Consider the following 19,693-nt stretch of genomic DNA (forward strand, 5'->3'; position numbering starts at 1 on the left):
CCGCACCCTCCGCCAGCCAAATATTTCAAAATTTTTCAAAGCTGACGGGCTCGCGTATATTGGCCAGCGCCTCGGCTTATCGGCCGCAATCGAGGCGGGGGGCGGCTTATCCGGCTGCTCGACACAAAAAACATCCGAGAGAAGGAAAGCAACGATGCCAGCGAGCAAAGCGAAGCTGTTGTTGGGGGTGGTGTTTTCTTCGCTGATTCTGACGGCCTGCAACGACGACGTGACATCGTCCGCCGCTGCGAGCGCCGACAATTCAGCCGATCCCGCGGGTCAGGTGGACAAGGCGTACAACGATCCCAATAGTTATTCGTCGAGCGCGACTGCGTCGCTCGACGCCTCCGCCGCGGTCGAAAAAGCGGCCGTCACGCATCATCAGATCACGCTGAACGGCAAGACGATCCGGTACACGGCCACGGCCGGCCACCTCGTTGCGCGCAACCCGCAGACGGGCGCACCCGAAGCGTCGTTCTTCTACGTCGCCTACACGGCCGACAACCAGCCGGCGGCAAAGCGGCCCGTGACGTTCCTGTACAACGGCGGCCCGGGCTCGGCCTCGGTGTGGCTGCACCTCGGCTCGTTCGGCCCGCGCCGGATCCAGACCGGCGACCCGAACGCGAACACGTCGACGTTCCCGTTCGTCGACAACCAGGAAAGCCTGCTCGACACGACCGACCTCGTGTTCGTCGATGCGATCGGCACCGGCTTCTCCGAAGCGATCGCGCCGAACACGAACCAGACGTTCTGGGGCGTCGACCAGGACGGCGGCGCGTTCCGCGATTTCGTCACGCGCTACCTGGCCGTGAACCAGCGCAGCGCGTCGCCGAAATACCTGTTCGGCGAATCGTACGGCACGCCGCGCACCGACGTGCTCGCGAACCTGCTCGAGACGGCCGGCGTGAAGCTCGACGGCATCGTGCTGCAGTCGTCGATCCTGAACTACAACACGAACTGCGACATGGCGAGCGACTACATCGGCAATTCGAACAACGGGTCGAGCCCGGTGAGCTGCGCGGGCTTCGTGCCGTCGTACGGGACTGTCGGCGCGTACTACCAGCTCGACAACCCGAACCCGTCGAACCTGCCGCAGTATGCGGACCAGATGCGCCTGCTGACGGCCGGCAGCTATGCGCCCGCCGTGAACGCGTACCTCGCGAGCCATACGCCGCCGCCGCCGAACCTCGTCACGACGATGGTGAATGCGACGGGCGTGAAGCAGTCGCTGTGGAATGCGGACTTCAACGTGGTCCCGACCTTCTTCGACAACAGCTTCCAGCTGTCGCTGGTCCCGGGCACGCTGATCGGCCGCTACGACGCGCGCGTGAACGTGCCGGTGTCGAGTCCGCTCGCGGCCGACGGCGATCCGTCGAGCTCGTTCATCACGAAGCCGTTCACCGACACGATCGGCCGCTACCTGCCGAACGAGCTGAAGTACACCGCGCAGTCGGCCTACTCGGTGAGCAGCAATGCGATCAACACGTGGGACTGGACGCACGACGGGCTCGCGATGCCCGACACGATCCCCGACCTCGCCGCGGCGCTGACGCTGAACCCGCAGCTGAAGGTGCTGTCGCTGAACGGGTATCACGACATCGCGACGCCGTTCTACCAGACCGAGCTCGATCTCGCGCGGCTCGGGACGCAGCCGAACCTGACGATCAAGGACTATCAGGGCGGACACATGGTCTATCTCGACGATACGTCGCGTCCGCAGGAGAAAGCCGACCTCGTGACCTTCTACAACGCGGCCGCGCACTGATGCGATGTGCGAGGCCGGCGACGGGCGCCCGTGGCGCCGCCGCTCGCCGGCCGTCGACGACCTCATTCCAGACTGGAGCCTGATATGAAGAAACGTTTCATCGTCGCTGCCGCGGCGCTTGCATGCGCCGGCACCGCATCCGTATCCGCGTTCGCGCAGGCGAGCGACGCCGCCGCACCGGCGCGTGCGCGCCAGGCGCAGCTCGGCGATCCGTACGTGCCGCCGGCCGCGCGCAAGGCGACTGCCGGCACGCAGACGACGGGCGCCGCGCTGCACGCGCAGGTCGTGCGCAAGCTCGCGAGCCAGTTCAGCGCGGCCGACACGCAGAACACGGGTGCGATCACCGAGTCGCAGGCGCGGGCGGCCGGCCTCGGCTATGTCGCGAACCACTTCCGGCAGATCGATGCGGGCGGCAACGGCCGCGTGTCGTTCGCGGACGTGCAGCGCTACATGCAGGCACGCAGCACGAGCAGCCAGCAGTAAGCGCGGCGCGTCGTGAACAAACGGGGGCGGAACCTGCGGCACGGCGGGTTCCGCCCCCGTGTTCATGGCGCGGCCGTGGCGTCGCGCTCCTGGCCGGTTTCCGCCAAATTCTCATTATCTGGACAACGCACTCAAATATTGGAGACGAGTGCGTGCGCTCCTACAATCCGAAGCACATCGACAGCTTCGGACCCACGCATCGCGCGGCGCCCGTCGCACACGGAGACACCTTCCATGAAGTTCGCCGGGCGCTTTACTCGGTGCATCGACCGCCGCCACGCCGCAGCACGGGACCTCGTTCCGGCGCCGCGCGGGCGGCTTCACCGATTCCGTTGAAGAAGCCCGTTCCATGACCAAGATGCCCGATTCCCTTGCCCTCGACGCCCGGCGCGCGACACCGAACGATGTATCGCTGACCGACAGCATCGGCGCGACCAGCACGCCGCTCGATCTCGCCGCGCAGCAGGCCGGCACGCAGACGCTGCTGCGCGGCCTCGCGATCCTCGAGGCGATCGCGAACGGCGCGCGCGACATGCGGGCGATCGGCGCGGCGCTCGGCACGACGCGCAGCACGACGCACCGTCTCGTCAGCAGCCTCGTGCAGGCGCGCTACCTGCGTCAGGTGCAGGGCGGCTACCTGCTCGGCCCGAAGCTGATCGAGCTCGGCACGATTGCGCTCGAGCAGATGCCGCTCACCGCGGTGGCACGGCCGCATCTCGAAGCGCTTGCGGAAGCGACGCTCGACACGATCCACCTCGGCGTGCGCGACGGCGACGACGTGCTGTACATCGACAAGATTCCCGGCACGCGTGGCCTCGAGATGCGCTCGCGCGTCGGCCACCGGATGCCGCTCGCGTCGACCGGCATCGGCAAGGCGATGATGCTCGACCTCGATCCCGACCTGTGGCGCTCGCTGTTCGAAGCCGCGCGGCGCGCGCTGGCCGGCGTCAACTTCAAGCCCGACAACCGGCCCGAGACGAACGCGTTCCTGCAGCGCATGGCCCATTACGCGGCCGGCGGCTACACGTTCGACCTCGAGGAGAACGAGGCGTCGATCCGCTGCGTGGCCGCACCGATCCGCGATGCGTCGGGTGCGGTCGTCGCGGCCGTGTCGGTCGCCAGCACAATTCCGTACATGCCGCACGACCGGATGGACGAACTGATTCCGCTCGTGCAGCGCGAAGCGCGAGCCATTTCCGCGGAACTGGGCTGGAGCCCGCCGCAGGGTACCCGCAGGATCAAACGATGACCACTTCGACCCGGCCCGTTCCGGTTGCCAGCACCGCCGCCCCGTCGCTGATCGCGCTCGACTGGGGCACGACGTCGCTGCGCGCTTACCTGTACGACGCGCACGGCGTGCTGCTCGACACGCGCAGCCGCGCGGCGGGCGTCATGCATATGCCGGGCGGCGGCGCGCGCGCGTTCGACGCCGTGTTCGAGGAAGCATGCGGCGACTGGCTCGACCGCACGCCCGGCCTGCCGGTGCTCGCGGCCGGGATGGTCGGCAGCGCGCAGGGCTGGCGCGAGGCGCCGTACGTCGCGGTGCCGGCCGGTGCCGACGCACTCGTCGCGGGCCTCATCACGGTGACGACGTCGCGCGGCACGACGGTCTCGATCGTGCCGGGCGTGATCGCGACGGGCGAATTGCCCGACGTGATGCGCGGCGAAGAAACGCAGATATTCGGTGCACTCGCGAGCGATCCCACGCTTGGCGCCGATCGTTCAGGGGTACTGATCGGCTTGCCGGGAACGCATGCGAAATGGGCGTGGGTGAAGGACGGGTTGATCGAGCGTTTCCAGACCTTCATGACGGGCGAGCTGTTCGCCGTGCTGCGCGACCACACGATCCTCGGCCGCACGATGCGCGCGGGCGTTTCGCCGGATCGCGACGCGTTCGTGCGCGGCGTGTCGGTCGCGCGCGGCGCGCAGCGCACGGGGCTGCTCGCGACGATCTTCAGCACGCGCACGCTGGGGCTGACCGACCGGCTTGCGCCCGACGCGCAGGGCGACTATCTGTCCGGCCTGCTGATCGGCCACGAGCTCAATGCGCTCGACGCGATGCTCGCGGAGCGCGGCATCGCGCTCGCGGACCAGCCGCTGCTGCTGATCGGCGACGACGGCTTGTGTTCGCGCTACGTCGATGCGCTCCAGGTATTCGGCCATGCGCATGCGCGTGTCGCCGCGCATGCGACCGAGCTCGGCCTGTGGCGGATCGCGTCGCGCGCCGGGCTCGTGCGCGCGGACGGCGAGCCCGTCTGCGCCGACCAATGAACTGCTTGCAGAGGAAACTTCGATGCCGTCCGACCTGACATTGCCCGCGCCGTACACGCCCCACGCCGCATTGATGCGTGCGTTCGATGCGTGTCCGCTGATCGCGATCATGCGCGGCATCACGCCCGCCGAAGCGGCCGACCATGGCCGTGCGCTGTATGAAGCCGGGTTCCGGATCGTCGAGGTGCCGCTCAACTCGCCGGATCCGTTCGACAGCATCGCGGCGCTGCGGCGCGCATTGCCCGACGACATGATCGTCGGCGCGGGCACCGTGCTGCGTGCCGAGTATGTCGACCGCGTGCAGGATGCGGGCGGCGCGCTGATCGTGATGCCGCACAGCGACGCGGCCGTGATCCGCCGCGCGCGCGAGCGCGGCCTCGCGAGCGCACCGGGCGTCGCGACGCCGACCGAAGCGTTCGCGGCACTCGCGAACGGTGCCGACGTGTTGAAGATGTTCCCGGCCGAACAGCTCGGCGTGGTGGTCGTGAAGGCGTGGCGCGCGGTGATCGACCGTGCGGTGCCACTGATCCCGGTCGGTGGGATTTCGCCCGACAACATGGAGCCGTTCCTCAGCGCCGGCGCGAACGGCTTCGGGCTCGGCTCGGCGCTGTACCGGCCCGGCCAGTCGGCCGACACGACGGCGGCGAACGCGCGCGCGTTCCAGGCCGGCCTGCGCGTCGCGCGCGGCGGAGCGGCATGATGGGCCGCCTCGCGGGCAAGGTCGCGATGGTGACGGGCGCGGGCCGGGGCATCGGCGCCGCGATCGCCCGCGCGTTCGTTCGCGAGGGCGCGGCCGTCGCGCTCGTCGATCTCGACTTCCCGCAGGCGCAGCACACGGCCGCCGCGATTGCACGCGAATTCGACGGCGCGCGCGTGCTGCCGCTGCAGGCCGACGTCGCGCGGCAGGATGCGGTGCGCGATGCGCTCGCGCAGGCCGAAGCGGCGTTCGGCCCACTCGACGTGCTCGTGAACAACGCGGGCATCAACGTGTTCGCCGATCCGCTGACGATGACCGACGACGACTGGCGCCGCTGCTTCGCGGTCGATCTCGACGGCGTGTGGCACGGCTGCCGCGCGGCGCTGGAGGGAATGGTCGAGCGCGGCCGCGGCAGCATCGTGAACATCGCGTCGACGCATGCATTCAGGATCATCCCGGGCTGCTTTCCGTACCCGGTCGCGAAGCACGGCGTGCTTGGTCTCACGCGTGCGCTCGGCATCGAATACGCGGCGCGCAACGTGCGCGTGAACGCGATCGCGCCGGGCTACATCGAGACGCAGCTCACGCGCGACTGGTGGGACGCGCAGCCCGACCCGGCTGCCGCGCGCGCCGAGACGCTCGCGCTGCAGCCGATGAAGCGGATCGGCCGGCCGGAGGAGGTCGCGATGACGGCCGTGTTCCTGGCGTCCGACGAGGCGCCGTTCATCAATGCCGCATGCATCACCGTCGACGGTGGGCGTGCGGCGCTGTACCACGACTGACACGACTGACGTAGCGATTCGAAAGACCGCACGTGCGACGGCCGCGCGCACGCTGCGTCGAAACCAACAAGCGGCTGCATCCTGTTCGATGAAAACAAGGAGACACTGGAGATGAAACGCAGAACGTTCGTAACGCTGGCCGCTGCGGCGGCGGTGGTGATGGGCAGCCCGGTCGCGCACGCGGCCGACCCGGTCAAGATCGGCTTCCTGGTGAAGCAGCCGGAAGAGCCGTGGTTCCAGGACGAGTGGAAATTCGCCGAGATCGCCGCAAAGCAGAAGGGCTTCACGCTCGTGAAGATCGGCGCGCCGTCCGGCGAGAAGGTGATGAGCGCGATCGACAACCTGTCCGCGCAGAAGGCGCAGGGCTTCATCATCTGCACGCCCGACGTGAAGCTCGGGCCGGGCATCGTCGCGAAGGCGAAGTCGCACAACCTGAAGATGATGACGGTCGACGACCGCCTCGTCGACGGCGCGGGCAAGCCGATCGAGTCGGTGCCGCACATGGGGATCTCCGCGTACAACATCGGCAAGCAGGTCGGCGACGGCATCGCGGCCGAGATCAAGAAGCGTGGCTGGGACATGAAGGACGTCGGCGCGATCGACATCACCTACGAGCAGCTGCCGACCGCACACGACCGCACGAGCGGCGCGACCGACGCGCTGGTGGCCGCCGGCTTCCCGAAGGCGAACGTGATCGCGGCGCCGCAGGCGAAGACCGACACGGAAAACGCGTTCAACGCGGCGAACATTGCGCTCACGAAGAACCCGCAGTTCAAGCACTGGGTGGCGTACGGCCTGAACGACGAGGCCGTGCTCGGCGCGGTGCGCGCGGCCGAAGGGCGCGGCTTCAAGGCCGACAACATGATCGGCATCGGCATCGGCGGTTCCGATTCGGCGCTGAACGAGTTCAAGAAGCCGCAGCCGACGGGCTTCTACGGCACCGTGATCATCAGCCCGAAGCGCCACGGCGAGGAAACCTCGGACCTGATGTACGCGTGGATCACGCAGGGCAAGGCACCGCCGGCGCTGACGCTGACGACCGGCATGCTCGCGACGCGCGACAACGTGTCGAAGGTGCGCGACGAGATGGGGCTCGCGTCGAAGTAAGCGGCCCGCCGGCTGCCGCGGCGATGCGGCGGCCGGCGGTCGATCGATCTGGAAGCAGGGAGACGACGTGTCAGCGGCACTGCGTTTTGACAATATCGGCAAGGTATTTCCCGGCGTGCGCGCACTCGACGGCATTTCGTTCGACGTGCATGCGGGCGAGGTGCATGGCCTGATGGGCGAGAACGGCGCGGGAAAATCGACGCTGCTGAAGATTCTCGGCGGCGAATACCAGCCCGATGCGGGCAGCGTGCTGGTCGACGGCCAGCCCGTGCAGTTCGCGAATGCGGCCGCGTCGATCGCGGCCGGCATCGCGGTGATTCACCAGGAGCTGCAGTACGTGCCCGACCTGACGGTCGCGGAAAACCTGCTGCTCGGCCGCCTGCCGAACGCGTTCGGCTGGGTGAGGAAGCGCGAGGCGAAGCGCTACGTGCGCGAGCGGCTCGCGGCGATGGGCGTCGATCTCGATCCCGACGCGAAGCTCGGGCGGCTGTCGATCGCGCAGCGGCAGATGGTCGAGATCTGCAAGGCGCTGATGCGCAATGCGCGCGTGATCGCGCTCGACGAACCGACGAGCTCGCTGTCGCATCGCGAGACCGAGGTGCTGTTCAAGCTCGTCGACGACCTGCGCGCGCAGGGCCGTGCGCTGATCTACATCTCGCACCGGATGGACGAGATCTACCGGCTCTGCAACGCGTGCACGATCTTCCGCGACGGGCGCAAGATCGCGTCGCACGAGTCGCTCGCCGATGTGCCGCGCGAACGGCTCGTCGCCGAGATGGTCGGGCGCGAGATTTCGGATATCTATCATTACGCGCCGCGCACGCTCGGCGACGTGCGATTCTCCGCCGAAGGCATCGACGGCCATGCGCTGCGCGAACCCGCGAGCTTCTCGGTGCGCGCGGGCGAGATCGTCGGCTTCTTCGGGCTGGTGGGCGCGGGCCGCAGCGAGCTGATGCGGCTCGTATACGGCGCGGACCACCGGCGCGCGGGCGTGCTGACGCTCGACGGCGCGCGCATCGACGTGAAGCGCACCGGCGACGCGATCCGCCACGGCATCGTGCTGTGCCCCGAGGACCGCAAGGAAGAGGGGATCATCGCGATCGCGTCGGTCGCGGAGAACATCAACATCAGCTGCCGCCGCCATTCGCTGCGCGCGGGGCTGTTCATCAACCGCAAGGCCGAAAGCGAAACGGCCGACCGCTTCATCCAGCGGCTGAAGATCAAGACGCCGAACCGGCGCCAGAAGATCCGCTTCCTGTCGGGCGGCAACCAGCAGAAGGCGATCCTGTCGCGCTGGCTCGCCGAGCCCGACCTGAAGGTCGTGATCCTCGACGAGCCGACGCGCGGGATCGACGTCGGCGCGAAGCACGAGATCTACGACGTGATCTACCGGCTCGCGGAGCGCGGCTGCGCGATCGTGATGGTGTCGTCGGAACTGCCGGAAGTGCTCGGCGTGTCCGACCGCATCGTCGTGATGCGCGAAGGCCGGATCGCCGGCGAGCTGCCGCGCGAACAGGCGAACGAACACGCGGTGCTGAACCTCGCGCTGCCGCAGACGAGCGCGGTCGAGGCGGCCTGACGCGGCCGCCCACGTCCGCATAAGCCCGGGACATTCGAATCGAACACGCGCGGCGCGGGTCGCGCGATGCAGGAGCAGGAGAACCATCATGCAAGCCAACGAAAACCTGGCCAGCGCCGCCGTGAAGCCCACGGCCGACGCGCTGGTTCCGCAGCAGAGCGACCGCCAGAAGTGGTGGCAGCACCTGACCGAATACAGCCTGATCGCGATCTTCGCGGTGATGTTCATCACGATGTCGCTGACCGTCGATCACTTCTTCTCGATCGACAACATGCTCGGCCTCGCGCTGTCGATCTCGCAGATCGGCATGGTCGCGTGCACGATGATGTTCTGTCTCGCGTCGCGCGACTTCGACCTGTCGATCGGCTCGACCGTCGCGTTCTCCGGCGTGCTGTGCGCGATGGTGCTGAACGCGACCGACAACACGTTCGTCGCGATCGTCGCGGCAGTGGCGGCCGGTGCCGCGATCGGCTTCGTGAACGGCGCGGTGATCGCGTACCTGCGCATCAACGCGCTGATCACGACGCTCGCGACGATGGAGATCGTGCGCGGGCTCGGCTTCATCGTGTCGAAAGGGCAGGCGGTCGGCGTGTCGTCGGATACCTTCATCGCGCTCGGCGGACTGTCGATGTTCGGCGTGTCGCTGCCGATCTGGGTCACGCTGCTGTGCTTCATCGGGTTCGGCGTGCTGCTGAACCAGACCGTGTACGGCCGCAACACGCTTGCGATCGGCGGCAACCCCGAGGCGTCGCGGCTCGCGGGGATCAACGTCGAACGCACGCGCGTCTATATCTTCCTGATCCAGGGTGCGGTGACGGCGCTGGCCGGCGTGATCCTCGCTTCGCGCATCACGTCGGGCCAGCCGAACGCCGCGCAAGGCTTCGAGCTGAACGTGATCTCCGCGTGCGTGCTCGGCGGCGTGTCGCTGATGGGCGGCCGTGCGACGATCTCGGGCGTCGTGATCGGCGTGCTGATCATGGGCACCGTCGAGAACGTGATGAACCTGCTGAACATCGACGCGTTCTACCAGTACCTCGTGCGCGGCGCGATCCTGCTCGCGGCCGTGCTGCTCGACCAGCTGAAGAACCGCGGCGTACGCGACTGACCGAATCCACGGAGACGATACGCATGACCATCGACACATCAGTGAACGGCGCGCACGAGGCCGCGAGCGATGCGCGCTACGCCCGCTACCCGAGCCTCGAGGATCGCGCGGTGCTGATCACGGGCGGCGCGACCGGCATCGGCGCGGCGTTCGTCGAGCACTTCGCCGAACAGGGCGCGCGCGTCGCGTTCGTCGACCTCGACGCGGCCGCCGGCGCCGCGCTGGCCGAACGTCTCGCGCACGTGCGCCATGCGCCGCTGTTCCTGTCGTGCGACCTGACCGACGTCGACGCGCTGCGCCATGCGATCGACGCGATCCGCGCACGCATCGGCGCGATCGCGGTACTCGTGAACAACGCGGCGAACGACACGCGCCACGCGATCGGCGACGTGACGCCCGATTCGTTCGACGCGGGCATCGCGGTGAACCTGCGCCACCAGTTCTTCGCCGCGCAGGCGGTGATCGACGACATGAAGCGGCAGGGCGGCGGCGCGATCATCAATCTCGGTTCGATCAGCTGGATGCTGAAGAACGGCGGCTATCCCGTCTACGTGATGGCGAAGGCGGCCGTGCAGGGCCTGACGCGCGGCCTCGCGCGCGACCTCGGCCCGTTCGGCATCCGCGTGAATTCGCTGGTGCCCGGCTGGGTGATGACCGACAAGCAGCGCCGGCTGTGGCTCGACGACGCCGGCCGTGCGGCGATCAAGGCCGGCCAGTGCATCGACGCGGAACTGCTGCCGGCCGACCTCGCGCGGATGGCGCTGTTTCTCGCGGCCGACGACAGCCGGATGATCACCGCGCAGGACGTGATCGTCGACGGTGGCTGGGCCTGACCGTTCGCATCGACCTGCATCGTTTCTTCGACGAAGGAAAGGAGTTCACCATGACCGCCACGTCCTCGCGCGCATCGTCGTCCACCAGCCAGTCGCGCCGCGCGCGCCTGGCCGCCGCCGCGCAGCCGGTCAGCCCCGGCCCGCAGACGGCCGCGTTCGCGCAGGGCGTCGGCGCCGCGCATGCGGCGGCCGTCTCGCTGTCGAACGCGTCGCTGCGGCTCGACGTGCTGCCGCACCTCGGCGGCGGCATCGCGCGCTTCGACTGGCGCGGTGACAACGGCGCGCTGGTGCCGGTGTTCCGGCGCTGCGAGCACCCGGAGGCGGCGACGGACCCGAACGAGCTCGCGTGCTATCCGCTGCTGCCTTACTCGAACCGGATCGGCGACGGGCGCTTCGAATGCGACGGACGCAAGGTCGCGGTGCCGCGCAACCGCCGCGACGAGCCGCTGCCGATCCACGGCGACGGCTGGCTCGCGCCGTGGCAGGTGGACGATGCGACCGACACGACGCTGCAGTTGTTGCTCGACCGCACTGCCGGCGCGCCGTATGCGTTTCGCGCGATCCAGTCGTTCGAACTCGACGATGCGACGCTGTCGATCGCACTGACGATCGAGAACGCGGGGCGTGCGCGGCTGCCGTTCGGGCTCGGCGTGCATCCGTTCCTGGTGCGCGATACGGTGACCGAGCTGGCCGCGGCGGCCGGCGGGCTGTGGTTGTCGGGCGCCGATTTCCTGCCGGTGCGGCACGTGAGCGTGCCGCCGGCCTGGCAGTTCGGCGTCGCGTATCCGTTGCCGGCCGCGCTCGTCAATCACGCGTTCACCGGCTGGGGCGGCCACGCGACGGTGAGCTGGCCGCGCCGCGGGCTGTCGCTGACCGTTGCGGCGGACGCCGACGCGTACGTGCTCTACACGCCGCCGGGCGAGGATTTCTTCTGCTTCGAGCCGGTCGATCATCCGATCAATGCGGTGAACCTGCCGGGCGGCGCAACCGCGCACGGGATGACGCTGCTCGCGCCCGGCGAGCGGCTGACGCGGCGGTTCGCGTTCACCGTCGAGCGCACCGATGCACGCAGTAATGCCGCGACCCGCGAGGGACGCCGCCGACGCGGGTAAAATACGCGGTCTACCAACGGTTTGCCGCGAGTATCCGCCATGTCTTCCCCGCTTACTTTCATTGAATCGCTGCGCGCCGCGTGGCAGCGCACGAATTCGCTGCTGTGCGTCGGCCTCGATCCCGAGCCGTCGCGCTTTCCCGTGCAGTTCGACGGCCAGCCCGAAGCGATCTTCGAATTCTGCCGGCAGATCGTCGACGCGACCGCGCCGTACGCGAGCGCGTTCAAGCCGCAGATCGCCTACTTCGCCGCGCATCGCGCGGAAGACCAGCTCGAGCGCCTGATCGCGCACATCCACCTCCAGCATCCGGGCCTGCCCGTGATCCTCGACGCGAAGCGCGGCGATATCGGCAGCACGGCCGAGCAGTACGCGCGCGAAGCGTTCGAGCGCTATCGCGCGGACGCCGTCACGGTGAACCCGTACATGGGCTACGACTCGGTCGAGCCGTACTTCGAGCACGAAGGCAAGGGCGTGATCGTGCTGTGCCGCACGTCGAACCCGGGCGGCTCGGATCTGCAGTTCCTCGACACGAACGGCCGGCCGCTGTACCAAGTCGTCGCCGACCTCGCGGCGAACAAGTGGAACGCGAAGAACGGCCAGCTCGGCCTCGTGGTCGGCGCGACGTTCCCGAAGGAAATCGAGATCGTGCGCGGGATCGTCGGCGACATGCCGCTCCTGATCCCCGGCATCGGCGCGCAGGGCGGCGACGTGCAGGCGACCGTCAACGCGGGCCGCACGGCCGACGGCACCGGAATGATGATCAACTCGTCGCGCGCGATCCTGTACGCGAGCAAGGGCGAGGATTTCGCCGAAGCCGCGGCGCTCGCCGCGCAGAAGACGCGCGACACGATCAACGCGCATCGCTGACATACCGGCCGCCCGGCCGGGCGGCCTTGCTTCGCCGCGCCCGCATTCGCGGGCCGCGCACCTGCCTTCCCCGACGTCCGCCGCATTGACTCGCGCGGACAACTTCCCGTCGCTTCCGTATTGCAGGCTTGCAAGCGGCTGGGGCGCGCCACGCGCCCCGGCCCGGTCAGCCTTCGCGCTCGTCGAGCAGCTTCAGCAGCCCGCGCAGCGCATGCGCGGCCGCCTGCGTGCGGATCTGCTCGCGGTCGCCCTTGAACACGAGCGTCTCGACGTCGGTATGCAGCCGGTTGCTCCAGCCGAACGACACGGTGCCGACCGGCTTCTTCTCGCTGCCGCCGGCCGGGCCCGCGATGCCCGTGACGGACAGCGCGACCTGCGCGCGGCTGTTGCGCAGCGCGCCTTCGGCCATCGCACGCGCGACGGGCTCGCTGACGGCGCCGTGCTTGTCGATCAGGTCGGGCGGCACGCCGATCATCTCGATCTTGGCCTGGTTCGAATACGTGACGAAGCCGCGTTCGAACCACTGGCTGCTGCCGGAAATGTCGGTGATCGCCGTGGCGATCATCCCGCCGGTGCAGGATTCGGCGGTGGCGAGCGTGAGGTGCTCGTCACGCAGCTTGTTGCCTGCGCGGATCGCAAGCTGATGGACGACGGAATCGGTTGGCATGCGCGTCGGGAAACGGGAGTCGGGAAATCGGTCAGCCGACGACGGAGCGCCACAGGGCGATCACGAGCAGCGTCATGAACGCGGCGACCAGGTCGTCGACCATGATGCCGGGCCCGCCTGTCAGGCGGCGGTCGAAATAGCGGATCGGCGGCGGCTTGATCATGTCGAAGCAGCGGAACGCGACGAACGCCCACAGCTGGCCGATGAACGTCGCGGGCGTGACGAACAGCATCACGAGCCAGATCGCGACGATTTCGTCCCAGACGACGGCGCCCGGATCGGACGTGCCCATCTGCTTCGCGGTGAAACCGGTAATCCACGTGCCCGCCGCGAAGCCGATGGCGATCAGCGCCCACCATTCGGGCACTGTCAGATAGCGGTTGAGCGCGACGAAACTGAGCCAGCCGAACAGCGAGCCGAACGTGCCGGGCATGATCGGCGCGAGCCCGCTGCCGAAGCCGAGCGACACGATGTGCGCCGGGTGCGACAGCATGAAGCGCACGGTCGCGCGCTTCGGCGCGTGGTTCGCGGCGCCGGTCTCGGCCGCGGCGTGCGCGGGCGTTGGGTCAGTCTGCATGGAAGTGGTCGAAGCCGTGCAACGTGAGAGCGAGGGGCGCGCCGGCGGCGTCGTGCCACGCGATCGCGGGTTGCGCCGACGGCGCGGACAACGCGCGTATTGTACCGATTCGCGTGACCGGCACACCGGCCGTTGCGCCGGCCGCTTCGACCGCCGCGCGGGCCGCGGCCGGCGCGGTGAAGCACAGCTCGTAGTCGTCGCCGCCCGCCAGCGTGCAGCGGCGTTGCACGTCGGGCGGCAGCGTCGCGAGCGCGGCCGAACGCGGCACCGCGTCGGCGTCGATCTCGGCGCGCACGTTCGAGCGCGTCAGGATGTGCTGCAGGTCGCCGGCGAGGCCGTCGGACAGGTCGAGCGCCGCGTGCGCGACGCCGGCCAGCGCCAGGCCGAGCGCGACGCGCGGCTCGGGCCGCTCGAGCGCGCGCCGGAACGCGGCCGCTTCGTCCGCGCCGGCCGCCCATTCGCCGCGCGCGACGCCGAGGCCCGCGCGGGCATCGCCGAGCGCGCCGGACACCCACACGTCGTCGCCGTCGCGCGCGGCGTCGCGCCGCAGCGCCGCGTCGGGCGCGACTTCGCCGAACACGGTCACGCACAGGTTCAGCGGCCCGCTCGTCGTGTCGCCGCCGATCAGCTCGCAGCCGTAGCGCTCGGCGAGCGCGAACAGCCCGTTGCTGAAGGCCTCGAGCCACGCCGCGTCGGCGCGCGGCAACGCGCACGCGAGCGTGAACGCGCGCGGCTCGGCGCCCATCGCCGCGAGGTCGGACAGGTTGACCGCGAGCGTCTTGTGGCCGAGCGCGTCGGGTGCGACATCGGGGAAGAAGTGGCGGCCTTCCACCAGCATGTCCGTCGAAATGGCCAGCAATTTCCCGGATCGCGGCGTGATCAGCGCGCAATCGTCGCCAATGCCGAGCGTCGACGCGCGGGCGCCCTGCGCGGCACGGCGCGTGAAGAAGCGTTCGATCAGCGAAAACTCGGAAAGGGCGGCTGGCACGGCGGGTCATCCGGAACGATTGGAGGAACGGCATTGTACGAGGCGAGCGGCAGCGTTCCTTCACCGTTCGGTTCATTTTTGTCGCGGCTGTTGCACCCGAATCGCCGGTCTGGCGGCCGATGATTGGCGCTACAATGCCGTCGAACAGTTATTCTAATCCGCCCGCCACGAGACACATGTCTACTCAAGCCTCCTCCAAAGCCAAACTCCGCGAAGCCGCGCTCGACTATCACGAATTCCCGACCCCCGGGAAAATCGCGATCGCCCCGACCAAGCAGATGATCAACCAGCGCGACCTCGCGCTCGCGTACTCGCCGGGTGTGGCGTACGCGTGCGAGGAGATCGTCGAGAATCCGCTGAACGCGGCGCGTTTCACCGCGCGCAGCAACCTGGTCGGCGTCGTCACGAACGGCACGGCGGTGCTCGGCCTCGGCAATATCGGCCCGCTCGCGTCGAAGCCGGTGATGGAAGGCAAGGCCGTGCTGTTCAAGAAGTTCGCGGGCATCGACGTGTTCGACATCGAGCTGAACGAATCGGACCCGCACAAGCTGGTGGACGTGATCGCCGCGCTGGAGCCGACCTTCGGCGGGATCAACCTGGAAGACATCAAGGCGCCGGATTGCTTCATCGTCGAGCGCGAAGCGCGCAAGCGGATGAAGATCCCGGTGTTCCACGACGACCAGCACGGCACCGCGATCGTCGTGGCCGCGGCCGTCACGAACGGCCTGAAGGTCGTCAACAAGGACATCAAGAAGGTCAAGCTCGTCGCCTCCGGCGCGGGCGCGGCCGCGCTCGCGTGCCTGGACCTGCTGGTCGACATCGGCCTGCCGATCGAGAACATCATCGTGACCGACCTGGCCGGCGTGGTCTACAAGGGCCGTGCCGAGCTGATGGATCCGGACAAGGAGCGTTTCGCGCGCGAAACGGAAGCGCGGACGCTGGCCGAAGTGATCGACGGCGCGGACATTTTCCTCGGCCTGTCGGCCGCGGGCGTGCTGAAGCAGGAGATGGTGAAGGGCATGGCCGAGCGCCCGCTGATCCTCGCGCTCGCGAACCCGACGCCGGAAATCCTGCCGGAACTCGCGCTCGAAGTGCGCCCGGACGCAGTGCTGGCCACCGGCCGCACCGACTACCCGAACCAGGTCAACAACGTCCTGTGCTTCCCGTTCATCTTCCGCGGCGCGCTCGACGTCGGCGCGACGACGATCACGCGTGAAATGGAGATCGCGGCCGTCAACGCGATCGCCGAACTCGCGCAGCACGAGCAGAGCGACATCGTCGCGACCGCGTACGGCATCCAGGACCTGTCGTTCGGGCCCGAATACCTGATCCCGAAGCCGTTCGATCCGCGCCTGATCGTGAAGATCGCGCCGGCCGTCGCGCAGGCCGCGATGGACGGCGGCGTCGCGACGCGCCCGATCGAGGACATGGAGGCGTACCGCGTCCACCTGCAGCAGTTCGTGTATCACAGCGGCACGACGATGAAGCCGATCTTCCAGATCGCGCGCGCGGCGCCGGAAGAGAAGAAGCGCGTTGTGTTCGCGGAAGGCGAAGAAGAGCGCGTGTTGCGCGCCGTTCAGATCATCGTCGACGAGAAGCTGGCCAAGCCGATCCTGATCGGCCGCCCGTCGGTGATCGAGCACCGTATCCAGCGCTATGGCCTGCGCCTCACGCCGGGCACCGATTTCACGGTCGTCAACACCGAGCACGACGAGCGCTACCGCGACTTCTGGCAGACGTACCACAAGATGATGGCGCGCAAGGGCATCAGCGAGCAGCTCGCGCGCGTCGAAATGCGTCGCCGCACGACGCTGATCGGCTCGATGCTGGTGAAGAAGGGCGAAGCGGACGGGATGATCTGCGGCACGATCAGCACCACGCACCGCCACCTGCACTTCATCGACCAGGTGATCGGCAAGCGCCCGGGTTGCAGCGTGTACGCGGCGATGAACGGCCTCGTGCTGCCGGGCCGCCAGATTTTCCTCGTCGACACGCACGTGAACGTCGATCCGACCCCGGAGCAGCTGGCCGAGATCACGATCATGGCCGCGGAAGAAGTGCGCCGCTTCGGCATCGAGCCGAAGGTCGCGCTGCTGTCGCATTCGAATTTCGGCACGAGCAATGCACCTTCGGCGAAGAAGATGCGCGATACGCTCGCGATCCTGCAGGAAACCGCACCGGAACTGAAGGTCGACGGCGAAATGCACGGCGACGTCGCGCTCGACGCGGCGCTGCGCAAGGAAATCCTGCCGGAATCGACGCTGGAAGGCGACGCGAACCTGCTGATCCTGCCGAACATCGACGCCGCGAACATCGCGTACAACCTGCTGAAGACGGCCGCTGGCAACAACATCGCGATCGGGCCGATCCTGCTGGGCGCTGCTCAGCCGGTGCACGTGCTGACCGAATCGGCGACCGTTCGCCGCATCGTCAACATGGCGGCGCTGCTGGTCGCCGACGTGAACGCCGCGCGCTGAGCCAAAACGAACGCGCCAGGCCGGTCGAACCGGCGTGGCGCGTCGGGAAAATTGTAAACAAAAGCAAAAAGAGGCGTGCCCGCAATGGGCACGCCGCCGGGCAGGGCGCACACGCGCTTCCCGCAAGCAACAAGCAGCATCTCTCCACCCCAGACAGCGAGCGAGGCAGGGAGGCAGTTCCTGCCATTGGCGAGATGCCGTCCGGATTTTATCCTATGTAAGATAAATGTAGTGTAATTTCGGTAAGAAATGCGCGATTCCGGGTATCACGACGCTTTCGATTCCCAAACGGACATTGATTCGCGCGGCCAATAACGCTACGCTAACGCCTTTGTTGGTCGTCAACTACTTGATTTAACAGCGGGAACCCTGGTTCATGGCACGCAAGTGGCTCCGCAACGGCGCGCTCGCGTCCGTCTTCGCGATGTTCGCGATGGGTATCGTCGGCACGCCGGCGGGTAGTCTGGTTTCCGCCGCTTACGCACGGGAGGCCGTTCCGGCCGACGTGGCCGCCAGCGGGCTCGACACGATTCCGGCTGCCAGTCTTCCGCGCGAGGCCGTGACCACGCTGGGCCTGATCGGCGCGGGCGGCCCCTATCCGTACGAGAAAGACGGCGTCGTGTTCGGCAACCGCGAGCGGATCCTGCCGAAGGCGAAGCGCGGCTACTACCATGAATACACGGTGCCGACGCCGCGTGCCCGCAATCGCGGCGCGCGCCGGATCGTCTGTGGCGGGCCCTTGCGCCGGATCGACAACTGTTATTACACGGGCGACCACTACAACAGTTTTAAACGTATTGTTGAATGACTTCGGGACGAATGGCATGAGCGACTCCATCTACGCGCACGATACGGCGGCGGCGGAACTGTTCGCGGCCGGCGACGGCAATCTGTTTCAGCGCGTGATCCAGCTGCACGCGGCGGCGCAGGCTGGCGGCACGCCGGAGCAACAGGAAGCCGAGCCCGGGCTTTCATCGAACGAGGAGCCTATGAGCCTTTTCACGACCGTGCGACCCAATCTCGTGCAGTCGATCCGCGCGTTCCGCGTGCAGGATCTCGCCGACGAAGCCAGCCGGCTCGGCCAGCACTTTCTGTTCGCGTATTGCGGCGCCGCGCAGTCGAAGCAGGAAGTGATGGAAACGATCGCGACGTCGTTCCTGTTCCCGAAGCATTTCGGGAAGAACTACGACGCGCTGTACGACTGCCTGACCGACCTCGTCGCGAAGGCCGGTGCGCAGCCCGGTTTCGTGATCGTCCTCGAAGGGCTGCCGATCGCGCAGAAATTCGACAAGGAAGGGCGCGAGACGCTGCTCGACGTGTTCCGCGAGGCGGCCGAGTTCTGGGCCGAGCGCAAGGTCGCGTTCCGCGTGTTCTACTCGTTCGCGTAAGCACGCATCGGCCCGCGGTCGATCAGGCAAGAAGCCCGCCTCGAGCGGGCTTTTTTGCGCCTGCGCGATGCGTATGGGCCGGCACGGCGCGTCGTTGTCTGACATCGACCTTTCATCCGGCGCCATTTTTCGAGACAATCCCGGTCGGCCCGGCTGCGGCAGCCGCCGCAACGGGTGCATACAACAAACCATCGAGAGAGGGCTGTCTTCCCATGAATATTTCCCGTTCCGCACGCGCCGTCGTACTGCCCCTGCTGGTCGCGGCCGGCGCCGCGCATGCCGCGCCGCTGACGCCCGAGCAGACCGTCGACCTTTACATCGGCGCACTCGTCAACGGCGACGTGTCGAAAGCCCGCGAATTCAACGACGCGGTACGCGCGAGTTACAGCGGCAAGGACGCGCTCGACATCGGCGTGTTGTCGACGATGGGCGAGTCGATGCGCAAGGACATGGCCGACGGGATCCTGGCGCCGATGCCGCCGAAGGCGAGTGCCGCGTTGCGTCCGTCGGTCGAGAGCATGGCCGCTGCCTATCAGCGCGCGCTCAATCGCTCGGAATGCAAGACGACCGGGTCGTCACAGCGACCGAACTCGGCCATCGACGGCAAGACGATCGCGACCGTCGAATTCGCGTGCCGCGTGGCGGATGCGGGGCCGGGCGCGAAGGCGCTGGAGGCGAAGCTGGGGCCGAATCGGCGCCTGAAGAGCGAGGCGGCACGCATTGCGTCGCTCAAGACGATCTTCTCGGGCATTGCGCAGGTGCTGGACGACGCACCGGTGACGCACCCGGTGACAGGCAAGATCGATATCTACAGCCTGGAGGACGGCGGCTGGACGACCGGTAGCCCCGGAGACGTGCTGACGCCGGTGGTCGACGCGTTGTCCGATTCGATGCCGCACGGCTCGTCGAGCGACAAGTAACGCGCGACCAATCGCGGCGTCAGCGTTACCGTGCGAGCCGGGAGGGGCCGCACTGCGTCGCGGCGGCACATCCTG

The 19,693-nt window shown here is 68.0% G+C and carries 19 protein-coding genes; 16 read left to right on the forward strand and 3 right to left on the reverse strand.

The window, feature by feature from the left end; translation table 11 throughout:
• Positions 1 to 154 precede the first annotated feature (154 nt).
• The 12 genes from AC5LXX_RS02775 to pyrF all read left to right on the forward strand — a co-directional run bounded on the left by AC5LXX_RS02775 (position 155) and on the right by pyrF (position 12,601).
• Entirely contained in the window at positions 155 to 1,765 is a 1,611-nt protein-coding gene (locus tag AC5LXX_RS02775) for a S10 family peptidase (protein WP_493410399.1), read from the forward strand.
• An 84-nt stretch (positions 1,766 to 1,849) separates the two neighbouring features.
• A complete protein-coding gene (locus AC5LXX_RS02780) occupies positions 1,850 to 2,248 on the forward strand; it encodes an EF-hand domain-containing protein (RefSeq protein WP_493410400.1) in 399 nt (132 codons plus the stop codon).
• Positions 2,249 to 2,597: 349 nt separating this feature from the next.
• A complete protein-coding gene (locus AC5LXX_RS02785) occupies positions 2,598 to 3,497 on the forward strand; it encodes an IclR family transcriptional regulator (RefSeq protein WP_493410401.1) in 900 nt (299 codons plus the stop codon).
• Entirely contained in the window at positions 3,494 to 4,519 is a 1,026-nt protein-coding gene (locus tag AC5LXX_RS02790) for a 2-dehydro-3-deoxygalactonokinase (protein ID WP_493410402.1), read from the forward strand. The genes AC5LXX_RS02785 and AC5LXX_RS02790 overlap by 4 nt, the downstream gene beginning before the upstream one ends.
• Positions 4,520 to 4,541: 22 nt before the next feature.
• Positions 4,542 to 5,219, forward strand: coding sequence for a 2-dehydro-3-deoxy-6-phosphogalactonate aldolase (locus AC5LXX_RS02795; RefSeq protein ID WP_124455349.1), 678 nt, complete (start codon positions 4,542 to 4,544; stop codon positions 5,217 to 5,219).
• Entirely contained in the window at positions 5,219 to 5,998 is a 780-nt protein-coding gene (locus AC5LXX_RS02800) for an SDR family oxidoreductase (RefSeq protein ID WP_124455397.1), read from the forward strand. The genes AC5LXX_RS02795 and AC5LXX_RS02800 overlap by 1 nt, the downstream gene beginning before the upstream one ends.
• Positions 5,999 to 6,109: 111 nt before the next feature.
• Entirely contained in the window at positions 6,110 to 7,105 is a 996-nt protein-coding gene (locus AC5LXX_RS02805) for an arabinose ABC transporter substrate-binding protein (RefSeq protein WP_124455350.1), read from the forward strand.
• A 67-nt stretch (positions 7,106 to 7,172) separates the two neighbouring features.
• Positions 7,173 to 8,684: an L-arabinose ABC transporter ATP-binding protein AraG gene (gene araG, locus AC5LXX_RS02810; protein ID WP_124455351.1), complete on the forward strand. Its 1,512-nt coding sequence runs from the start codon at positions 7,173 to 7,175 to the stop codon at positions 8,682 to 8,684.
• Positions 8,685 to 8,772: 88 nt separating this feature from the next.
• Positions 8,773 to 9,789 (forward strand): L-arabinose ABC transporter permease AraH, encoded by a 1,017-nt coding sequence (gene araH, locus AC5LXX_RS02815; RefSeq protein ID WP_493410403.1) that lies wholly within the window; start codon positions 8,773 to 8,775, stop codon positions 9,787 to 9,789.
• Between the two features lie 23 nt (positions 9,790 to 9,812).
• Positions 9,813 to 10,622: an SDR family NAD(P)-dependent oxidoreductase gene (locus tag AC5LXX_RS02820; RefSeq protein ID WP_493410404.1), complete on the forward strand. Its 810-nt coding sequence runs from the start codon at positions 9,813 to 9,815 to the stop codon at positions 10,620 to 10,622.
• A gap of 50 nt (positions 10,623 to 10,672) precedes the next feature.
• Positions 10,673 to 11,734, forward strand: a complete 1,062-nt coding sequence (locus AC5LXX_RS02825; protein WP_493410405.1) for an aldose 1-epimerase — start codon at positions 10,673 to 10,675, stop codon at positions 11,732 to 11,734.
• A 39-nt stretch (positions 11,735 to 11,773) separates the two neighbouring features.
• Entirely contained in the window at positions 11,774 to 12,601 is an 828-nt protein-coding gene (pyrF, locus tag AC5LXX_RS02830; protein ID WP_493410406.1) for an orotidine-5'-phosphate decarboxylase, read from the forward strand.
• 166 nt (positions 12,602 to 12,767) lie between these two features.
• Here the strand turns inward: pyrF and AC5LXX_RS02835 are convergent, their stop codons facing one another.
• Genes AC5LXX_RS02835 through thiL form a run of 3 tightly spaced genes read right to left on the reverse strand, consistent with a single transcriptional unit; the run spans position 12,768 to position 14,833 of the window.
• Positions 12,768 to 13,268, reverse strand: coding sequence for a CinA family protein (locus tag AC5LXX_RS02835; protein ID WP_124455354.1), 501 nt, complete (start codon positions 13,266 to 13,268; stop codon positions 12,768 to 12,770).
• Positions 13,269 to 13,299: 31 nt separating this feature from the next.
• Complete coding sequence (locus AC5LXX_RS02840; protein ID WP_493410407.1) at positions 13,300 to 13,845, reverse strand: phosphatidylglycerophosphatase A family protein; 546 nt, start codon at positions 13,843 to 13,845, stop codon at positions 13,300 to 13,302.
• A complete protein-coding gene (thiL, locus tag AC5LXX_RS02845; protein WP_493410408.1) occupies positions 13,835 to 14,833 on the reverse strand; it encodes a thiamine-phosphate kinase in 999 nt (332 codons plus the stop codon). Before thiL ends, AC5LXX_RS02840 begins: the two co-directional genes overlap by 11 nt.
• A 134-nt stretch (positions 14,834 to 14,967) precedes the next feature.
• On the opposite strand from thiL, the gene AC5LXX_RS02850 reads away from it, so the two are divergent.
• From AC5LXX_RS02850 to AC5LXX_RS02865, 4 genes are all read left to right on the forward strand, one after another.
• Positions 14,968 to 17,310, forward strand: a complete 2,343-nt coding sequence (locus AC5LXX_RS02850) for an NADP-dependent malic enzyme (protein ID WP_493410409.1) — start codon at positions 14,968 to 14,970, stop codon at positions 17,308 to 17,310.
• Positions 17,311 to 17,686: 376 nt separating this feature from the next.
• Entirely contained in the window at positions 17,687 to 18,118 is a 432-nt protein-coding gene (locus tag AC5LXX_RS02855; protein ID WP_124455358.1) for a guanyl-specific ribonuclease, read from the forward strand.
• A gap of 16 nt (positions 18,119 to 18,134) precedes the next feature.
• The gene (locus AC5LXX_RS02860; protein ID WP_124455359.1) at positions 18,135 to 18,698 is read left to right on the forward strand and encodes a barstar family protein; all 564 of its coding nucleotides are present in this window, start codon (positions 18,135 to 18,137) and stop codon (positions 18,696 to 18,698) included.
• A 212-nt stretch (positions 18,699 to 18,910) separates the two neighbouring features.
• Complete coding sequence (locus tag AC5LXX_RS02865; protein ID WP_493410410.1) at positions 18,911 to 19,618, forward strand: hypothetical protein; 708 nt, start codon at positions 18,911 to 18,913, stop codon at positions 19,616 to 19,618.
• The last annotated feature ends 75 nt before the right edge of the window (positions 19,619 to 19,693 follow it).

The organism is Burkholderia torrens, from assembly GCF_984668525.1.

Coding starts and splice junctions, on each gene's coding strand:
- AC5LXX_RS02825 (WP_493410405.1), top strand. CDS start 10,673: ATGACCGCCACGTCCTCGCGCGCATCGTCGTCCACCAGCCAGTCGCGC.
- AC5LXX_RS02865 (WP_493410410.1), top strand. CDS start 18,911: ATGAATATTTCCCGTTCCGCACGCGCCGTCGTACTGCCCCTGCTGGTC.
- AC5LXX_RS02835 (WP_124455354.1), bottom strand. CDS start 13,268: ATGCCAACCGATTCCGTCGTCCATCAGCTTGCGATCCGCGCAGGCAAC.
- AC5LXX_RS02805 (WP_124455350.1), top strand. CDS start 6,110: ATGAAACGCAGAACGTTCGTAACGCTGGCCGCTGCGGCGGCGGTGGTG.
- AC5LXX_RS02860 (WP_124455359.1), top strand. CDS start 18,135: ATGAGCGACTCCATCTACGCGCACGATACGGCGGCGGCGGAACTGTTC.
- AC5LXX_RS02790 (WP_493410402.1), top strand. CDS start 3,494: ATGACCACTTCGACCCGGCCCGTTCCGGTTGCCAGCACCGCCGCCCCG.
- AC5LXX_RS02840 (WP_493410407.1), bottom strand. CDS start 13,845: ATGCAGACTGACCCAACGCCCGCGCACGCCGCGGCCGAGACCGGCGCC.
- AC5LXX_RS02820 (WP_493410404.1), top strand. CDS start 9,813: ATGACCATCGACACATCAGTGAACGGCGCGCACGAGGCCGCGAGCGAT.
- AC5LXX_RS02795 (WP_124455349.1), top strand. CDS start 4,542: ATGCCGTCCGACCTGACATTGCCCGCGCCGTACACGCCCCACGCCGCA.
- AC5LXX_RS02855 (WP_124455358.1), top strand. CDS start 17,687: ATGGCACGCAAGTGGCTCCGCAACGGCGCGCTCGCGTCCGTCTTCGCG.
- AC5LXX_RS02780 (WP_493410400.1), top strand. CDS start 1,850: ATGAAGAAACGTTTCATCGTCGCTGCCGCGGCGCTTGCATGCGCCGGC.
- AC5LXX_RS02775 (WP_493410399.1), top strand. CDS start 155: ATGCCAGCGAGCAAAGCGAAGCTGTTGTTGGGGGTGGTGTTTTCTTCG.
- AC5LXX_RS02800 (WP_124455397.1), top strand. CDS start 5,219: ATGGGCCGCCTCGCGGGCAAGGTCGCGATGGTGACGGGCGCGGGCCGG.
- AC5LXX_RS02850 (WP_493410409.1), top strand. CDS start 14,968: ATGCCGTCGAACAGTTATTCTAATCCGCCCGCCACGAGACACATGTCT.
- AC5LXX_RS02785 (WP_493410401.1), top strand. CDS start 2,598: ATGACCAAGATGCCCGATTCCCTTGCCCTCGACGCCCGGCGCGCGACA.
- pyrF (WP_493410406.1), top strand. CDS start 11,774: ATGTCTTCCCCGCTTACTTTCATTGAATCGCTGCGCGCCGCGTGGCAG.
- araH (WP_493410403.1), top strand. CDS start 8,773: ATGCAAGCCAACGAAAACCTGGCCAGCGCCGCCGTGAAGCCCACGGCC.